This window comes from Pseudomonas sp. YH-1 (assembly GCF_051990045.1).
Classification (GTDB): Bacteria; Pseudomonadota; Gammaproteobacteria; order Pseudomonadales; family Pseudomonadaceae; genus Pseudomonas; species Pseudomonas nicosulfuronedens.
Window position 1 is genome coordinate 297,742 of the sequence record NZ_CP178184.1, and the last position, 17,239, is coordinate 314,980.

Genomic DNA, 17,239 nt, shown 5'->3' on the forward strand with positions numbered 1-17,239 from the left:
CATTATTACCAGCAACGCTCCGTGGCCGCGCCCCGAAGCCCGCTGCTGGCCAGTGTCAGCACTCCGCAGACATCCCCCGCCATCGCCCCCACCGGCTCGGCCTGCAGGACGTAGCCCAACTCATCCGGGCCACTGGCAAATCCCAAGCGGTAGAAGGCCTTCCCCGCCTCACGTGGCGACTGCTCGAACGGCAACGTTGCACCGACGTAGGTGCCACGGCTGGTGTAGAAGCGCTCCAGCGATTGCGCCAGCTCCACCAGGGATTTCTGCGCCTCCACCCGACGCACCCGCTGGATGTGCTCCTGATACACCGGCAATGCGATCCCCAGCAGGATGCCGATCAGGCTCAGGCAAACCAGCAGTTCCACCAGTGTGAAACCGCCCGCGCGCTCATGCATCGATTTCATTTCAACGAGACTCCCACCAGGCCTTGCGCCCGAAGTCGCGGGGTAGACCGAGCGCCTGCCCCTGCGGACGACCATCACGGTCCACCCCGAGGATGCGCAGAGCACCACCTGGATCGGATTGCAGCAGCGCGCCGCTAGGCTGAGACGCTGCGTCACTGTTCGCCAGAACATCGTTGGGCAAGCCGCCTGCCAACCGCTCCCCGCTGGCGACCTCCAGTACAAGCGACGCGTAAACGAGCGGATCGCTGCAAGGGTCGTCTCCCGGTGCGATCAGGTTGAACAGCACCCGCTTCCCGTCGCGGATCTGCGGCTGATCCACCACTCGCGAGCCATTCGCCGGCAAGTCGAGATACCAGCCATGGAAGCTGTCGAGGGCGCCGCTGGAGGACACGGGCTGAAGACTGGAGCGCCCGGCGAAGGCCTGCCCGCCATCAATCACGCCGTACAGGCTTTCAGTCTTTGCCGAGGGCTCGTCGTCACCCACGCGGTAGTAGCGCCCGGTTCCGAACAAGACCCGCACCAGTCCGCTGCGGTCCAGGGCAGCGGCCACCGGCGCACTGATCCCCTGCGGACTCCCATCCGGTGCCAGCGCCCGGAACAACGGCTTGCCGGCCAGCAACGGTGGAATCGCCGAATCGCCGCCCTCCTCGCCTGCCAGATCCACACGCCATAGATTCCCGAAGCTGTCGCCCACATAAAGACGGTTGGCGGTCACGTCTCCCGAGCTGCTGATCGCGGTCACCGGCCCCAGGTCGCCAGCCCCGGGCAGGTGGACGCGCTTGAGCACATGCCCATCCGCCGCATCGAGCAGCCAGATATCCCCGCCCTGGCTTTCCGGGTCCCTGGCGCCGGAGGAAACCGCCACGACGAACCGTCCCGACCCGAGGGCCATGAGGGCTGGCCGCCCCAGGGTGTAGCCGAGATCGGGATGGCTGAACTCCCAGAGCACGCTGCGTGGCCCCATTTGCTCGGGATCGGTCACGTCCAACGCGAACAGGCTGTTGCCGCCCGCTCCGGTGCTGCCCACCAGCAGGGTCCGCCACTCCCCGTCGATCCAGGCATTCCCCACCGCGGGCGATCCATCGACGTAAAAGCGATGGGCATAGCCGGGATCGGCCAGCTCACGGAGGCGCCCCAGTACTGCCGCCGGCACGAAGGCGAACAGCTCGTGCCCATCGCGCGCATCGAAGCCGTGCAGCATGCCGTCGTTGGCGCCCACCGCTACCAGCGGCACACGCTGCTGGTAGCGCTCACTGGCAAGGAACTCCCGGTAGTCTGTGCCCAACAGCTTGGGCAGTTCGCCATAGGGTTGAGGATCGTGCCAGGAGTAGACCGGGCGCGAGCCAACGATGTCGCCCAGCCGGCTGGCACGCAGGCGGAACGGCAGCGAACTGCCGGGCTCGCGTCGCTCCGGCAAACGCGAGCCGCGCAGGTAGTCGATCAGTAACTCGCCCTGCTCGCTCCCCAGCCTGCGACGCTGTTCGTCATCCAGGGCACCCCAGGCGAAGGGCATGCCTGTACGCATGATCAGCGATCCGTCCACCGCAGTCGTGGCAGCCCCCACAGTGAGGATGTTCCGTTCGGCCAGTTGCGCTTCGCTCAGCTCGTCCAGCTTTCGTGCAGCCGACCACTGCGGCTTCTCCTCGTCTTCGCGCCATAGCTGCAGGTCACCGCTCCAGTACCGCCCCGCCAGCAGGGTGCTGAACCACTCGCCGTGCCTCGGGCCGGCGCTGAAATTGCCGATACTCATCGGCACGTCGTCAGCCGTTCGGGCAAACGCCTGATTCAGCTCATCACGCAACCTGTCGGGGTCGGCGAGCTTCAGCAGGTTGGCCGGCCAGCCATCCACACCCCGCCATTCGCTTTCCGGAAACGGTGATGTGCGCGCAGAGGAGTAGCCGCGCGGAATCGCAAAGCCGCCGTATTGGGTTGCCAGCCACAGGGCGCTGCCCGGTCCGGCCACTTCACCGGACGACGCCAGCCAGTAGGTGGAGGCGCTTTGCCGACCAGGCAGGTCCGGCCGCAGGTCGCTCACATGGGCCTCATAGGCCAGGCCTGCCAGCGCGAGTGAAGCGGCAGTCCCTCCTCCGCCCTGCATGACCATCACCTGCTGCGCCGCCTGAGCGACCGCTGGATCACCGAGGCGCAGCAGACTCGCGCCAGCCTCACCCTCACCCGCACCACCAAGCCCGAGCATAAGATTGCGCTGACAGGCGTAGGTCAGCGGGTCCGCATGATTTCCCTGATGTCGCAGATAGCGTGTGGCGGCATGGAGCAGTTCGCCCACGTCATCAAACGGCAGTGGCGGGGACTCGTCAAAGCGGTTGAGCGTGGCGATCACTCCAGCCGGCCGGTCGATGAGCACGCCGGTCTGTGCCGACCACTCCTTCTGCGGATTGTCACTCCCATCGTCCCGCCACGGACCGACGTACTTCTGCGGCGCGCGCAGCACCACTCCCGCTTCGCGGTCAGAGCGGCCGAAGAGGCTGAAGCGCAGGCGCCCGGCGTACTGCTGCAGCAGCCCCTCGGGCTTGTAGCGCTCACCATAGCGCTGGCAGTTGCGCTCCTGCTGGCCGGCAATGCAAACCTGCACATGCACCGCGAGCCGGTAGCTCGTCGCCGGTAACAGCGGCTCTCCGGGCAGGAACTCCTGTGGCTCGCCGGGAAAGTCCGGGCTGCGGCTCAGCAACAGACTGCGCTCCTCACCCGCAACTCGAAGGTACAGCGTTGCGCCGGAGAATGGCGTGGCACCGGCAACGGTATCCAATGGCAGACCGCGATCCGGGAAGGCACCGTCCCGCTCCAGATTTCGCCCCTTCTGCAACACCGTCGTTTCGGTGCTGTCGATCAGGCGATCGCCCCCGGTCAGCACGCTGCGGTAGACATCCATGGCCTGCGCCGTCGCCCAGTTGAGGAAGTTGCCGCTCCAGGCCTGCCGGCAGACATGGGCCAGGGCCGGGCCGATGGGCTGGAAGTAGCGCTGCGTCTCCGCTTCGCCAAAACGGTAGGCATAGCACTTGTCTGGATCGAAATAGCCGAAGTACCGCTCGCCGGTGGCGTAGACAGGACTCGGATTGGCAGCAGCAGCCGTCGCCCCATGGGCCGATGATGGCAACAACAGGATGTTGCCTGGAGCACCGCTGGCGATCTGCAGCGGCACCTGGCTGACCGGCGCAGCCGACAGCGCGCTCGCCAGCGCAGCACCCACCATCAGGGAACAGAGCATTCCGAGCCTCACTGCCATCTCCTTCCTGTCAGCTAACGGATGAAATAGACGCTGCTCAGCCGGACGCTGGAAACCGGCTCCCCCGAGGGTTGGCGACGTGCGCCGAAGCCTTCGGCGCGCACCTCGATAGCGACACCACGGGTCGAGCCGCCCTTGCCGACTTCCAGCCCCTCGCTGGCCAGCCAGCGCAAGAAGCGCAGCCGGAAGGCCGGCTTCGCCGCGCTCTCGGAAAAGCCATCAACCACTCCTTTGGCATCGTCGATGGAGGCCATGGGGCCGTCGTGCCGATAGCGCTCCAGTGCAGCCGCTTCCCCTGCGCGCAGTGCCGCTTCCGCTGCCTGAAAGGCCATCTGTCGGTCACGCAGGTTGCCGGCCATGCGCTCTTCCAGTTGCACCATGCGCATGCCCGCCAGACCGATGAGGGTGAGCAGCAACAGCATGACCAGCGAGACCAGCAGCACCGCGCCGCGCTCGGATTTATGGCGCATCGTCGACCTCTCGTTCACCGCGGTGGATTACGCAGCGCGATGGTGCTGCTCATCACCAGCCGCAGCCTTCGCTCTGCATTCGGTGCGAGGGTGCGGCCGTCGAACACCAGCGACTTCGGCGCTTCGTCGACCTCGCGGGCCTGACTCTGCAGCAGCAGGCTGACACGCACCGTACGTACCCTCTGCCAGTCGCCAGCGGTCATTTCCCGCGCCGCCTTGTAGGCCGACACCGCCTCGCTGCCGGCCCCAGCCACGCCATAGCGCAGGCTCATGCCGGCGACACCGTTCACCAGTTCTTCGGTGTTCGGTTTGAGTGAGGTCTGGCTGTTATCCGTCACGAACAGCCCCGGCGTCCCATCGACGCCACGGCCGATCCAGTAGATCGCGTAACGGTACGGGTAGACCCGCGTCGCGGACGCCAGGAAGTGCTCAAGCGAACGATCCGCCAACAGGCTCGCCGCGTTCCCGGCATTGCGCAGCAGCAGGCAGGATTGCTGATCGCTGAGCAGATAGAAGGCCCCGGCGACCGCACTCGATGAGGTGAGGAGCACTCGGTTTGCGCTGATCGAACGTGCCTCGAGAACAGGCTCGGACGCATGGCGCAGGAGCACCGCATCAGTGTTCGCCAGGCGTCCGGAAGGCACCCAGGCGGACGCCGACATTCCCGTGCCGTACCCTTCGATTGGCGACTGCTCCACGGCGTACTGCGCGTCATTGATGCCACTGGCATTGACCAGCCCAGAGGCACAGGCGCCAGTGAACCCAGCATTGCGCAGGTCCTGCGCAATGGCCTCCAGCGCGAAGCGGCCGCTCTCCTGCAACTCGGCCAGGGCAACGCCACTCTGGTAGCTGCGTTTGCTGCTCAGGACGACCTGGATAACGCCCGCCAGAAGCAGCAGGCCGAGCGCCATGGCCACCAGCAGCTCGACCAGCGAAAGCCCACGCTGGCGCATGTCAGAGGCCCGCCCGGTAAGTGAAGGTTTCCCAGGCATTTCCAGCCTCACCCAGGCGCTCGCGAGTCCGCCGGTCGTTCCAGCGCACGGCGATCACCGCGCTGTACTGATCACCGCTGTGGAGCACCTGCACCGAGCCGCTACCCGATCCGCCGAGCGTCTCGCAGACATCAGCCTGCCACTGGCCGAGATCGAGCTGCGCACGCGTCGAACCACCGCCTTTCGGGCACCCAGCATCGGCGTCGACGAAGTTCGTATCGTAGGCACCGGCATGGGCGGCGTCCGGATTGGCACGCAGCAGGTCGGCCATCTCGCTGGCCAGCCAGGATGCCTGGGAGCGTTGCAGCGCGCTGTAGCCGGCGCTGATGCCGACATTCTGCAGCCCCGCCAGCCCCAGCAGGCCAATGCCGAGGATGAGCAGTGAGACCAGCACCTCCACCAGGGTGAACCCTTCGCTCTGCTTGCCGCCCGCCATGTTGATCGCCTCACCGCTGAGGAGTGAGCCTCAAGGGTGCAAGGCACAGCGCTGGGTGGTCAGCCAGACATTTGCTGGGAGATCGACGGGAAAAATCCGCCAGCCAAACGAGATCAGGCGTGCGACTAGGACTGCGTCCGATACACCAGACCACTTATCGGGGCCGACACACCATCGGTCCCAGCCGATCAATTCTCACCGGGAAAAGAAAAGGCCACCTTGCGGTGGCCTTTGCAGGAGCGGGAGCCGTCAGCTGTTCGCCGACTGCTGCACGATCACCGTCTGCGCCGGCATCGGTGCCGGGAAGTCGGTGCCCAGGGCTTCCTTGATGGTGCGGTTGGTGTCGAAGTAGACCTGCCAGTAGTTGTCGTTGTGACAGTAGGGGCGCACCGCCAGCACGGGGCCGACGAGGTTGAACTCGAGGATCTCCACATCCACCGCCGGGTCGCTCAGCACATTGGGGATCGCCGCGATGCGCTGCTTGAGCACCGCAGCGGCAGCCTGCCAATCAGCAGCGCCGGAGAGCTGCGCCTTGAGTTCCACGCGGCGGTAGGGATTGTGGGTGTAGTTCTGGATGGTGTCGCTGAAAATCTTGTTGTTGCCCACCAGGGTCATCACGTTGTCCGGCGTATTGATTGCCGTAGCGAACAGACCGATCTCCTTGACCGTGCCAGTGACGCCGCCAGCAGTGATGAAATCACCGACCTTGAATGGCCGCAGCACGATGATGAACCCACCGGCCGCAAGGTTCGCCAGCAGTCCGGACCAGGCCATGCCAATGGCCAGGCCGATGGCAGCGATCAGCGCGGCGAGGCTGGTGGTCTGCACGCCGAAGTAACCGAGGATACCGACGACCAGGAGGATGTTCAGGGTGACGGTGATGAAGGAGCCGACATAGCGCAGGACCGTCGGATCGACGCTCTGCTTGGCCAGTGCCTTTTCCACCAGATTGACGGCGAAGGTGATCAGCCAGCGGCCGAGAACCCAGAAGAGAATGGCTACGAGGATCTTCACACCGAAAGCGAGCGCGTACTGCGAAACCGTCGCCCACAGTGCGTTGATCTTCTCCGTACCCACATTGATGATGTTCGTATCGTCCATGGAAGCGCACCTGCGAGAGAAAGGGACCAGATGAACGCTAGCACGGCCCCAGCCGTTTGCTCGCCGCAGTGCGCAGCCCAGAGCCCTGGCGGGCTCCGGGCGCTATTCCACTAGCAGTCGCCGGGTAGCGAGGCGATCCAGCGGTTGAGCAGTTCCAGCCCCTCGCGGTGCACCAGGGCACGGCCCAGCTCGGGCATCATGTCGCCCGGTCTGTCGCTGCCGACGCGGTAGCTGAGCACGGATTTCTCCGGGCTGCCGGGGTGGATGTCTTCGAGTCGCCCGCCGGTGCCGCCGCCCGCCGCCACTGGCGGTTTGCACAGGCCGTAGGCAATGGAGACCGGTGTATGCGGGTCGAGGTGCAGGCCCGAAGTGCGCGCTGCCCCCTTGGGGTTGTGGCAGTGCGAGCAGTTGGCGTCGAGGTAGCTGCGCGCCTGTTTCTCCAGGTCCTCACCGGGACGCGGATGCCCCCACAGCGCGTTCTGCGGCACCTGAGCCAGCGCCGGCAGGCCCTTGAGGAAACCGCGCGCCTGCCAGTGCTGCAACTGGTTGTCGTTGCCTTCGGCGTAGGCGAAGTCCTTGTTCAGGTGCCGTGCCTTGGGTCCCAGCGGGGCGATACCGCCGCCCTTCTGCTCGGCGTGGCATTCGGAGCACTGGTTAGCGTCCGGCACCATGTAGGTGAAGGCGGTCTTCTTGCCGTCCTCGGCGGTCAACTCCAGTGCCGGGCTGTCGCCCGCAAGCTCCAGGGTCGCTTCGCTCTGGTCGGCACTCCACACGTAGGGCAGCGCTGCCCAGCCGTCCTTCTGCCGAACCAGTACGCGGGTTTCCACCAGATGGACCTTGGCCATGTCGAGCCCGGCCTTCGGGTCACGGTCGTCCTGGCTGTTCTGCAGCAGGTTGCCCTGTGCGTCCTTGGGGTAATAGAAGGTCTTGGTCAGCACGGTGCCGACGGGGTAGTCGAAGCGGTCCTCGGCATACTGCGCCGACTGCCCTTCGGGCATCCACACGGTGCGCAGCTTGTGCGCGTAGTCGGTGAACAGCGAGGTATTCAGGTCGTAGGGCAGCACCTCGGCGGTCGGCGTCAGATGGCCGTCCGCCAGGTGCAACATGCCCCAGCCGCTGAGCTTTTCCGGGTAGTCGCCGCCTTCGGGCTGATAACGCGGCTTGCTCTCCTGCCCGCACCCGGCCAGTGCACCAGCAAGGGCAGCGGCCAGGGCGAGCGACAACAGGAACGAAGCGGGTTTCATCATGCCTTGTTGCCCTTCTCACCCAGGCCGGCCTGTTCGATTTTCGGCAGCGGCTTGAGCTTGCACTGGTGCGAGCTGATGTCGGTGCTGATGTTCTTGTAGCCGTTGGGGCCATCGACGTTGACGATGCCGGCATTGCCGTTGTCGATGCAGATGGCCAGGGCTTCGGGGAGCTTGCCGTCGACCAGTTTCTTCTCGTTGAAGTAACCGTCCCAGAGGATGTCCGGCAGACGCCCATTGAGGCCGAACTTGGCGATCTTCAGCGCCTTGAGCTCCAGGTGGTCGGGGCTGTCGCCACCGGGGCCGAAGGTGTTGCCATGAATGAAGATGCCTTCGGGGTACGGATCGAAGTTCGGCTGCGTGGCCTTGTCCGAATAGCCGGTGCTGAAGTAGCTGCTGACGATGACGTTGGCGGTCTTGTGGTTGCCGATCTTGTTGTTGAAGATTTCCACATCGTCGTTGGAGTTCACCACCACACCAGAGCCCGCCGGCACGCTGGCCACCGGGGTGCCCTTGTGGCCGAAGTTCTCGTGGTTGTTGCCCTGTACATCGTTGTCGAAGACGCGGGTGCCGCGCCCCGGCTGCGGCAGGTTGGGCATGTTGAAGACGAGGATGCCTCCGGTGTTGTCGGTGGCGACGTTGTTGTAGACGTCGGCGCCGATGGTGTTCTCGATCTCGATGCCGGCGACGTTGCGCTCCGCGCGGTTGTTGCGCACCACCACGTTGCGCGACTGGCCGACGTAGATACCCGAGTCGGAGGCGCCGATGGCGACGTTGCCTTCGAGCAGGGTGTTCTCGGTCTGCACCGGGTAGATGCCGTAGCCGCCGTTTTCCGTGGAGGCCCCGTTGGTCCACTCGGTGCGGATGTTGCGGATGACGATGTTCTTGCCGCCGATGACCTTCAGGCCATCGCCCTTGGTGTCCTCGATGGCGAGGTTCTCGATGGTGAAGTCGGAGGCGTCGACGAACAGCCCTTCGGCGCCAGCCTTCTGGTTCTTGAAGCTCAAGATGGTCTTGTCCATGCCAGCGCCGCGAATGGTCACGCCATCCACCTTCAGGCTGAGGCTGCGGTCCAGATGGTAGGTGCCTGCAGGAATGTCGATGACATCACCGGCCTTGGCCTTGATCAGGCGGGCCTGCAGGTCTTTCTGGAAATCGCTGCTGACGGCGGCGGTGGGCTTGTCACCTTCGCCGCAGGCGGCCAGGGCGACAGAGAGTGCGAGAAGGGAGAGGGTAGCGAGACGCATGGCGGGCTCCGGTCTTGTTTTTATCATATGGAACTATCGTACCAATTGAGGCCGAGAATACTCCTACATCCCACGCCACGCCAGCCTTTCAGACACATCGCACTTTGATTGATTGACGTCACTGTTTCGCGGTGGCGGATCGGGATGATCTGCGCTTCCACCCCCAAGGAGTGCACGGATGAGCTTCATGCCCTGGAACGATGAGTTCGTGATCGGAATCGAACGGATCGATGAACAGCACCGCTGGCTGGTCGACCTCACCAACGCGCTGTACGACAGCCTGAACGGCCCGGATGGCGAGGGTCAGCCCATCGGCGAGCTGCTGGAGCAACTGGTGGAGTACACGATGAATCACTTCATCGTCGAGGAAGTGCTGTTCCAGCGCCTGGGCTACCCCGAAGAGGAGGCGCACAAGGCCGAGCATGACCGCTTCAACCGGCAGATCATCGACCTGCTGTACCGCCATGAGGATGGCGAAGTCGTCTCGGTCGAGGCGCTGGAGCTGCTCAAGGCCTGGTTGATCCACCATATCCTGAAGGTCGACAAGGCCTACGTGGGCTTCTTTCGCGAAAAAGGCGTGACCGCTTAGCGGGCACGCCTTTTCTCGACTGCAGCAAACAATGACCTAGCGCGGAATGTTTGGCTGCCGCTTGGTGCTGCGCTTCTTGCCCTTGGCATAGCCGGTGGCCTTGCCTTCCTCGGCCTTGTTCCACGGCTTGGAACCGTTGCTGGCGCGCGGCGGCAGGCCGGTATGCTGGGTCAGCAGCGGCTGGCCGGCCTTCTTGCTGCCGGCCGGGGTGGAGTTCTTGCGGCGCGCGCTCTGGTACTCGTCGGTCTGCGGCTGGTAGGTCGGGATCAGGTGGTGCTTGCCGTTGCCGATCAGGTCGGCACGGCCCATGCGCTCCAGCGCCTCGCGCAGCATCGGCCAGCCCTTCGGGTCGTGGTAGCGCAGGAAGGCCTTGTGCAGGCGGCGCTGCTGGTCGCTCTTGACGATGGTCACGCCGTCGCTCTTGTAGGTGACCTTGCGCAGCGGGTTCTTGCCCGAGTGGTACATGGCGGTGGCGCTGGCCATGGGCGAGGGATAGAACGCCTGCACCTGGTCCGCGCGGAAGCCGTTACGCTTGAGCCACAGGGCGAGGTTCATCATGTCTTCGTCGGTGGTGCCCGGGTGCGCCGCGATGAAGTACGGGATCAGGTACTGCTCCTTGCCCGCCTCCTTGGAGAACTTCTCGAACATGCGCTTGAAGGCGTCGTAGGTGCCGATGCCCGGCTTCATCATCTTCGACAGCGGGCCTTCCTCGGTGTGCTCCGGGGCGATCTTCAGGTAGCCGCCGACGTGGTGCGTCACCAGCTCCTTGACGTACTCGGGCGACTCCACGGCGAGGTCGTAGCGCAGGCCGGAGGCAATCAGGATCTTCTTCACGCCCGGCAGGGCGCGGGCCTTGCGATACAGTTCGATGAGCGAGGAGTGGTCGGTATTGAGGTTCTCGCAGATGCCCGGCCAGACACAGGACGGCTTGCGGCAGTGACGCTCGATCTCCGGGTCCTTGCAGGCGATGCGGTACATGTTGGCGGTCGGGCCGCCGAGGTCGGAGACAACGCCGGTGAAGCCCGGTACCTTCTTCATTTCCTCGATCTCGGCGAGGATCGACTCGTGGGAACGGTTCTGGATGATCCGCCCCTCGTGCTCGGTGATCGAGCAGAAGGTGCAGCCACCGAAGCAGCCGCGCATGATGTTCACCGAGAAACGGATCATCTCGTAGGCCGGGATCTTCTCCTTGCCGTACTCCGGGTGCGGCACGCGCGCATAGGGCATGCCGAACACATAGTCCATTTCCTCGGTGCTCATCGGGATGGGCGGCGGGTTGAACCACACGTCCACTTCGCCGTGCTTCTGCACCAGGGCGCGAGCGTTGCCCGGGTTGGTCTCCAGGTGCAGCACGCGGTTGGCGTGGGCATAGAGCACCGCATCGCTGCGCACCTTCTCGAACGACGGCAGGCGGATCACTGTGCGCTCGCGCTCCAGGCGCGGGTGGGCCAGCAACTGCACGACCTTGGCTTCGTTCGGGTCTTCCTGCTCGCCCTTCTCCTGCTCGATGGCGCAGGCGGCGGTGTCCTGGGTGTTCACGTACGGGTTGATGATCTTGTCGACCTTGCCCGGACGGTCGATACGGGTGGAGTCCACCTCGAACCAGCCTTCCGGGGTGTCGCGGCGCACGAAGGCGGTGCCGCGCACGTCGGTGATCTGCTCGACCTGCTCGCCAGCGGCCAGGCGCTGGGCGATCTCCACCACGGCACGCTCGGCGTTGCCGTACAGCAGGATATCGGCGGTGGCGTCCATCAGGATGGAGCGGCGCACCTTGTCTTGCCAGTAGTCATAGTGAGCGATGCGGCGCAGCGAAGCCTCGATGCCGCCGAGAACCACCGGCGTGTCGCTGTAGGCTTCCTTGCAGCGCTGGCTGTAGACCAGGCTGGCGCGATCCGGGCGACGACCGGCGAGACCACCGGGGGTATAGGCGTCGTCGCTGCGGATCTTCTTGTCCGCGGTGTAGCGGTTGATCATCGAGTCCATGTTGCCCGCCGCCACGCCGAAGAACAGGTTCGGCTGGCCGAGCTTCATGAAGTCGTCCTTCGAGCGCCAGTCCGGCTGGGCAATGATGCCCACGCGGAAACCCTGGGCTTCCAGCAGACGACCGATGATGGCCATGCCGAACGACGGATGGTCGACGTAGGCATCCCCGGTGACGATGATGATGTCGCAGGAATCCCAACCCAGCTGATCCATCTCTTCCTTGCTCATGGGCAGGAACGGCGCCGGGCCGAAACACTCGGCCCAGAACTTGGGATAATCGAACAGTGGCTTGGCGGCTTGCATCACGGGCACCGGGGTATCTCTAGTAGGGTTCGCGGAAAAACGCGGGCGCGGAATATAGCACAAAAAGTGTACAAATCCGACTATCGAGCTCAGATTTAACCGGCGTACGGTAGATTGCCAATGCCATCATATGGCTATACTTCAGCCACTATCCGCAGTACGCCTGGCCATCGCGCCCAGGCCAGGGAGTGCCTGTCGTGCGTCGTGCCATCGTGCTGTTGCTTACCCTGCTGTTCTGCCACACGGCGCTAGCCTTCGAACTGGACGACAAGGCCAGCGGCGCCTGGCTCAACGATCACCTCGAACTGCTGCAGGAACGTGACGGCCCACTGTCGCTGGAAGCCGTGCAGGCCAGCCGCGACTTCGTGCCGGCCAACGGCCGCACCAGTGTCGGCCAGAGCCCCGACGGCTGGTGGCTGCGCCTGGATCTGGATCGCCGCACTTCGCCGCTGGGCGGCTGGTGGCTGGAGGTCGACGCGGTCAACCTGATGGACCTGCGCCTCTACCTGCCCGACGCCCAGGGCAACTACCGCGAAGTACTCTCCGGCGAGGCCGTGCCCTTCGCCGGGGGTCGCGACCGTGACTACCGCCGGCCGCTCTTCCACCTGCCCGAAGGCACCGGCCCGGTGCGCATCTATGCCCGCGTCCAGGACCCGGCCGGCAACTCCTTCCCGCTGCGCATCTGGTCGCTGGACGACCTGCAGGACCACCGCGCCGACACCAGCCTGTTCCTCGGCTTCATCTACGGCCTGATCGCCGCGCTGCTGCTGTACAACCTGTTCATCCTGCTGACCCTGCGCGACCCGGCGTACTTCTGGTACGTGCTGACCACCGCCAGCGCGCTGCTGTTCAGCCTGGGCATGACCGGCCACGGCTTCGAGTACTTCTGGCCGGATCACCCGGTACCCTGGTGGCTCGACCGCATCACCCTGCCCTCGCTCTGGGGGCTGTGCGTGCACCGCTTCACCATCACCCTGCTGCAGACCCGCCGCCACGTTCGCTGGTCGCACTGGCTGCTGAACCTGAACTGCGCGCTTTATGGGCTGACCATTATCGTCGGCGCCCTGGGTCTGCGCGGCGTGGCCGGCTGGATGCTGGTGGCCATCACCCTGATCGGCGTGCCTGCCGCCCTGGGCGGCGCCCTGGTGCGCTGGCGCCAGGGTTCGTTCCCGGCCTTCCTCTACCTGCTCGGTTTCGGCCTGGTGCTGACCAGCGTGAGCATCTCGGTGATGCGCGCGACAGGCCTGGTGCAGCCGTCACCGCTGACCTCGTACATCTTCCCCATCGCCGTGGCGCTGGAGTCGGTGCTGTTCTCCTTCGCCCTCACCTCCCGCATCCAGGGTCTCAAGCGCGAACGCGCCCAGGCGCTGGAACAGGCTGACCGCGAGAAGAGCGCACGCCTGACCCTGATGCAGAGCGCCCAGCAGGACCTGGCGAGCGCCGTGGCCGAGCGCACCGCCGAACTCACCCAGAGCAACCAGTTGCTGCGCGAACGGGAAGTGCAGCTGCAGCACGCCGCGCACTATGACCCGCTGACCGGCCTGCCAAACCGACGCTACCTGGTGGAACACGCCGAGCACGCCCTGGCCAGCGCCCAGCAGAACGGCGAGACCCTGGCCCTGATGCTGATCGACCTTGACCACTTCAAGCCGATCAACGATAGCCACGGCCACGACGCCGGCGACTTCATGCTGCAGAACGTCGGCAATCGCCTGCGCCAGTGCGTGCGCGGGAGCGATTGCGTGGCGCGCCTGGGCGGCGATGAGTTCGCGGCACTGATCTCGGGGCCCGACGCCGAAGGCCACGCCAAGGAGATCGCCTGCCGCATCCTCAACGAACTGTCGCGGCCGGTGAAGTTCGAAACGCTGGAACTGCGCGTCACGCCGAGCATCGGCGTGGCCATCTACCCCAGCCACGCGATGCAGTTCAGCAAGCTCTACAAGGCCGCCGACCAGGCGCTCTACGAAGTGAAGGGCAACGGTCGAGCGGCCTACGCCATGGCCAGCGAGGCCGCCGGCGAGACCAGCGAGCTCTGGCAGGAAAACGAATGGCTGGAAAGCGAAGACCGCGCCTGATCAGCTGCGGTAGCGACGCGGCACACGGGCGGTGACCTTGGTCAACAGCTCGTAGCCAATAGTCCCGGCGTGGGCCGCCACCTCGTCCACCGGCAGGTTGACGCCCCACAGCTCAACGCGGTCGCCAACGGCGGCCTCGGGCAAATCGGTCAGGTCCACGGCCAGCATGTCCATGGACACGCGGCCGGCCAGCGCGGCGCGCTGGCCCCCCACGAGCACCGGCGTGCCACTCGGTGCGTGGCGCGGATAACCATCGGCATAACCGCAACTCACGGTGCCGACACGCGAAGGTCGCTCGGCCACCCAGGTCGCGCCGTAACCAACGCTTTCCCCCACCGCCACCTCGCGCACGGCGATCAGTTGCGCTTCCAGACTCATGGCCGGGCGCAGGCCCAGCTCGGCGGCGCCGATGTCAGAGAAGGGCGTGGCGCCGTAGAGCATGATGCCGGGGCGAACCCAGTCCATGTGCGCGGCGGGAATGGTCAGCACGGCGGCGGAGTTGGCCAGCGAACGCTGGTCGAAATCCAGGTCCAGCACGCTGAGGAAGCAGGCCACCTGATCTTCGGTCAGTTCGTCGCCGCGCAGATCAGCGTTGGCGAAGTGGCTCATCAGGTTCAGCTCGGCCACCTGTGGCGCCTGGCGCAGGCGCGGATGCCAGTCACGCAGCGCTTCGGGCGAGAAGCCCAGGCGGTGCATGCCGGTGTCCAGTTTCATCCACACATTGAGCGCGCTGGGCAACTGTGCGGCGAGCAGTGCCTGGGCCTGCTCGGGGCCTTGCACCGCCACGTCCAGGCGCAACTGAGCGGCAATCAGGTATTCCGCCGGCTCGAAGCAGCCCTCCAGCAGCAGGATGCGGGCGCCGGCGTGCAGCGCGCGCACTTCGGCGGCTTCTTCCAGGCAAGCCACCGCGAAGCCGTCGGCCTCGTCGTGCAGGCAGCTCACCACCTCCCGCGCGCCATGCCCATAGGCGTTCGCCTTGACCACCGCGAAGGCTTCACGCCCGGGCGCGCAGCGCTTGGCGACGGCGTAGTTGTGGCGAATGGCGGCTAGATCGACGTGGGCGACGAGCGGGCGCATGGTGGACTCTGCAATGAAAACGGGCGCCTATATTAAGGCGCCCGTCGTTCACGCGGAATGCGGCATCGTTACTCGTCTTCGAAGTTGTACATGCCGGGCGCGAGATTTTCGAAGCGGCTGTAGCGGCCGAGGAAGGCCACGCGCACCGTGCCGATGGGGCCGTTACGCTGTTTGCCGAGGATGATTTCGGCGACGCCCTTGAACTCGGTCTCCGGGTGATACACCTCGTCGCGGTAAACGAACATGATCACGTCGGCGTCCTGCTCGATCGCTCCGGATTCGCGCAAGTCGGAGTTCACCGGGCGTTTGTTGGGACGCTGTTCCAGCGAGCGGTTGAGCTGGGAAAGCGCCACCACCGGGCAATTGAATTCCTTCGCCAGCGCCTTCAGCGAGCGGGAGATCTCGGAAATCTCGTTGGTCCGGTTGTCGCCGGCGGAACCAGGGATCTGCATCAGCTGCAGGTAGTCGACCATGATCATGCCGATCTCGCCGTGCTCACGGGCCAGGCGGCGGGTCCGCGCGCGCATTTCCGAGGGCGAGATGCCGGCGGTGTCGTCGATGAACAGCTTGCGGTCGCTGAGCAGGTTCACCGCCGAGGTCAGGCGCGGCCAATCCTCGTCATCCAGCTTGCCGGTACGCACCTTGGTCTGGTCGATGCGGCCGAGCGAGGCAAGCATACGCATCACGATGGAATCGGAGGGCATCTCCAGCGAGTACACCAGGATCGCCTTGTCGCTGCGCATCAGGGCGTTCTCCACCAGGTTCATGGCGAAGGTGGTCTTGCCCATCGATGGACGGCCGGCAACGATGATCAGGTCGGACGGCTGCAGGCCGCTGGTCTTCTCGTCGAGGTCGGTGAAGCCGGTGGTGATACCGGTCAGCGCGTCCGAGGTGTTGAACAGGTGGTCGATGCGGTCGATGGTCTTGACCAGGATGTCGCCGATGCCCACCGGGCCACCAGTCTTGGGCCGCGCTTCGGCGATCTCGAAGATCTTGCGCTCGGCTTCGTCGAGCACTTCGTTGGCGCTGCGCCCTTCGGGGTTGAAGGCGCTGTCGGCGATATCACTGCTGATACCGATCAGCTGCCGCAAGGTGGCACGCTCACGGATGATGCCTGCGTACGCCTTGATGTTCGCCACCGAGGGCGTGTTCTTCGCCAGCTCGGCAAGGTACGCCAGACCGCCCACCTGGGACAGTTGCCCTTCGCGCTCGAGCTGCTCGGAAAGCGTCACCACGTCGATCGGCTGGTTGGCTTCGGCGAGCTTGTAGACGGCGCGGAAGATCAGACGGTGGTCATGGCGGTAGAAGTCGCCATCGGACACCGCGTCGGAGACCCGCTCCCAGGCGTTGTTGTCGAGCATCAGGCCGCCCAGCACCGCCTGTTCGGCTTCGATCGAGTGCGGCGGCACCTTGAGGGAAGCGGTCTGCAGGTCGTATTGCTCGGGGACGGTAATGTCGTTCATGGGCTCTTCGAGTTGGCTCTTCGCAGGAGAGGATCAAACGGCGGAAAAACAAAGGGCACGGACCGAGGATCGGCACCGTGCCCATTGTTATTGGACTGATTCACCCAGGCAAGCTGTGTGAAACGTCCTAGCGACGGATCGCTTACTCGGCGACTACAACCACGTGCAGGGTTGCATCAACATCCATGTGCAGTTGCACTTCGATGTTGTATTCGCCTACAGCGCGCAGGGCGCCGTCGGGCAGGCGAACTTCGCTCTTTTCCAGCGGGTAGCCAGCAGCCGAAACGGCGTCGGCGATGTCGCGGGTGCCGATCGAACCGAACAGTTTGCCTTCGTCGCCAGCGTGGGCGCCGATGGTCACGATCAGTTCGGCCAGTTGGGCAGCACGAGCTTCAGCAGCGGCTTTTTTCTCAGCAGCGGCTTTTTCCAGCTCTGCACGGCGCTCTTCGAAAGCAGCGACGTTGGCAGCGGTGGCAGCGGTGGCTTTGCCCTGCGGCAGCAGGTAGTTACGAGCGTAACCGCCCTTTACGTTCAGCTTATCGCCCAGGTTGCCCAGTTTGGCGATCTTTTCCAGCAGGATGACTTCCATTTGAGTCTTACCTCTTAAC

Annotated in this window: 14 protein-coding genes; 2 read left to right on the forward strand and 12 right to left on the reverse strand. The window is 65.0% G+C overall.

Going from position 1 to position 17,239, the window contains the following annotated elements; all coding sequences use genetic code 11:
• Positions 1-5 precede the first annotated feature (5 nt).
• From ACKI1H_RS01430 to ACKI1H_RS01465, 8 genes are all read right to left on the reverse strand, one after another.
• Complete coding sequence (locus tag ACKI1H_RS01430; RefSeq protein ID WP_440467465.1) at positions 6-407, reverse strand: type IV pilin protein; 402 nt, start codon at positions 405-407, stop codon at positions 6-8.
• Position 408: 1 nt separating this feature from the next.
• Positions 409-3,633 (reverse strand): pilus assembly protein, encoded by a 3,225-nt coding sequence (locus ACKI1H_RS01435; RefSeq protein ID WP_440467466.1) that lies wholly within the window; start codon positions 3,631-3,633, stop codon positions 409-411.
• A gap of 32 nt (positions 3,634-3,665) precedes the next feature.
• On the reverse strand, positions 3,666-4,121 hold the full coding sequence (locus ACKI1H_RS01440; RefSeq protein WP_440467467.1) for a pilus assembly PilX family protein: 456 nt from the start codon (positions 4,119-4,121) through the stop codon (positions 3,666-3,668).
• A gap of 14 nt (positions 4,122-4,135) precedes the next feature.
• Entirely contained in the window at positions 4,136-5,074 is a 939-nt protein-coding gene (locus ACKI1H_RS01445) for a PilW family protein (protein ID WP_440467468.1), read from the reverse strand.
• A gap of 1 nt (position 5,075) precedes the next feature.
• Positions 5,076-5,549, reverse strand: a complete 474-nt coding sequence (gene pilV / locus ACKI1H_RS01450) for a type IV pilus modification protein PilV (RefSeq protein WP_440467469.1) — start codon at positions 5,547-5,549, stop codon at positions 5,076-5,078.
• A 249-nt stretch (positions 5,550-5,798) separates the two neighbouring features.
• Positions 5,799-6,650 (reverse strand): mechanosensitive ion channel family protein, encoded by an 852-nt coding sequence (locus ACKI1H_RS01455; protein ID WP_138524165.1) that lies wholly within the window; start codon positions 6,648-6,650, stop codon positions 5,799-5,801.
• A gap of 110 nt (positions 6,651-6,760) precedes the next feature.
• Complete coding sequence (locus ACKI1H_RS01460; protein ID WP_440467470.1) at positions 6,761-7,897, reverse strand: SO2930 family diheme c-type cytochrome; 1,137 nt, start codon at positions 7,895-7,897, stop codon at positions 6,761-6,763.
• Positions 7,894-9,141: a parallel beta-helix domain-containing protein gene (locus ACKI1H_RS01465; protein WP_138524161.1), complete on the reverse strand. Its 1,248-nt coding sequence runs from the start codon at positions 9,139-9,141 to the stop codon at positions 7,894-7,896. The genes ACKI1H_RS01460 and ACKI1H_RS01465 overlap by 4 nt, the downstream gene beginning before the upstream one ends.
• Before the next feature lie 178 nt (positions 9,142-9,319).
• Here ACKI1H_RS01465 and ACKI1H_RS01470 point away from each other — a divergent pair, with 178 nt between their 5' ends.
• Positions 9,320-9,730 (forward strand): bacteriohemerythrin, encoded by a 411-nt coding sequence (locus tag ACKI1H_RS01470; protein WP_138524159.1) that lies wholly within the window; start codon positions 9,320-9,322, stop codon positions 9,728-9,730.
• A 36-nt stretch (positions 9,731-9,766) separates the two neighbouring features.
• Here the strand turns inward: ACKI1H_RS01470 and ACKI1H_RS01475 are convergent, their stop codons facing one another.
• Positions 9,767-12,016 (reverse strand): YgiQ family radical SAM protein, encoded by a 2,250-nt coding sequence (locus ACKI1H_RS01475; RefSeq protein WP_138524157.1) that lies wholly within the window; start codon positions 12,014-12,016, stop codon positions 9,767-9,769.
• A 197-nt stretch (positions 12,017-12,213) separates the two neighbouring features.
• Here ACKI1H_RS01475 and ACKI1H_RS01480 point away from each other — a divergent pair, with 197 nt between their 5' ends.
• Positions 12,214-14,091, forward strand: a complete 1,878-nt coding sequence (locus tag ACKI1H_RS01480; protein ID WP_440467471.1) for a diguanylate cyclase domain-containing protein — start codon at positions 12,214-12,216, stop codon at positions 14,089-14,091.
• On the opposite strand, the gene alr is transcribed toward ACKI1H_RS01480, so the two are convergent.
• The 3 genes from alr to rplI form a co-directional block, all read right to left on the reverse strand.
• The gene (alr, locus tag ACKI1H_RS01485; RefSeq protein ID WP_138524153.1) at positions 14,092-15,168 is read right to left on the reverse strand and encodes an alanine racemase; all 1,077 of its coding nucleotides are present in this window, start codon (positions 15,166-15,168) and stop codon (positions 14,092-14,094) included. It abuts the gene before it with no gap.
• 68 nt (positions 15,169-15,236) lie between these two features.
• On the reverse strand, positions 15,237-16,631 hold the full coding sequence (gene dnaB / locus ACKI1H_RS01490) for a replicative DNA helicase (RefSeq protein ID WP_138524151.1): 1,395 nt from the start codon (positions 16,629-16,631) through the stop codon (positions 15,237-15,239).
• A 142-nt stretch (positions 16,632-16,773) separates the two neighbouring features.
• Complete coding sequence (gene rplI / locus ACKI1H_RS01495) at positions 16,774-17,220, reverse strand: 50S ribosomal protein L9 (RefSeq protein ID WP_015479134.1); 447 nt, start codon at positions 17,218-17,220, stop codon at positions 16,774-16,776.
• Between the last annotated feature and the right edge of the window lie 19 nt (positions 17,221-17,239).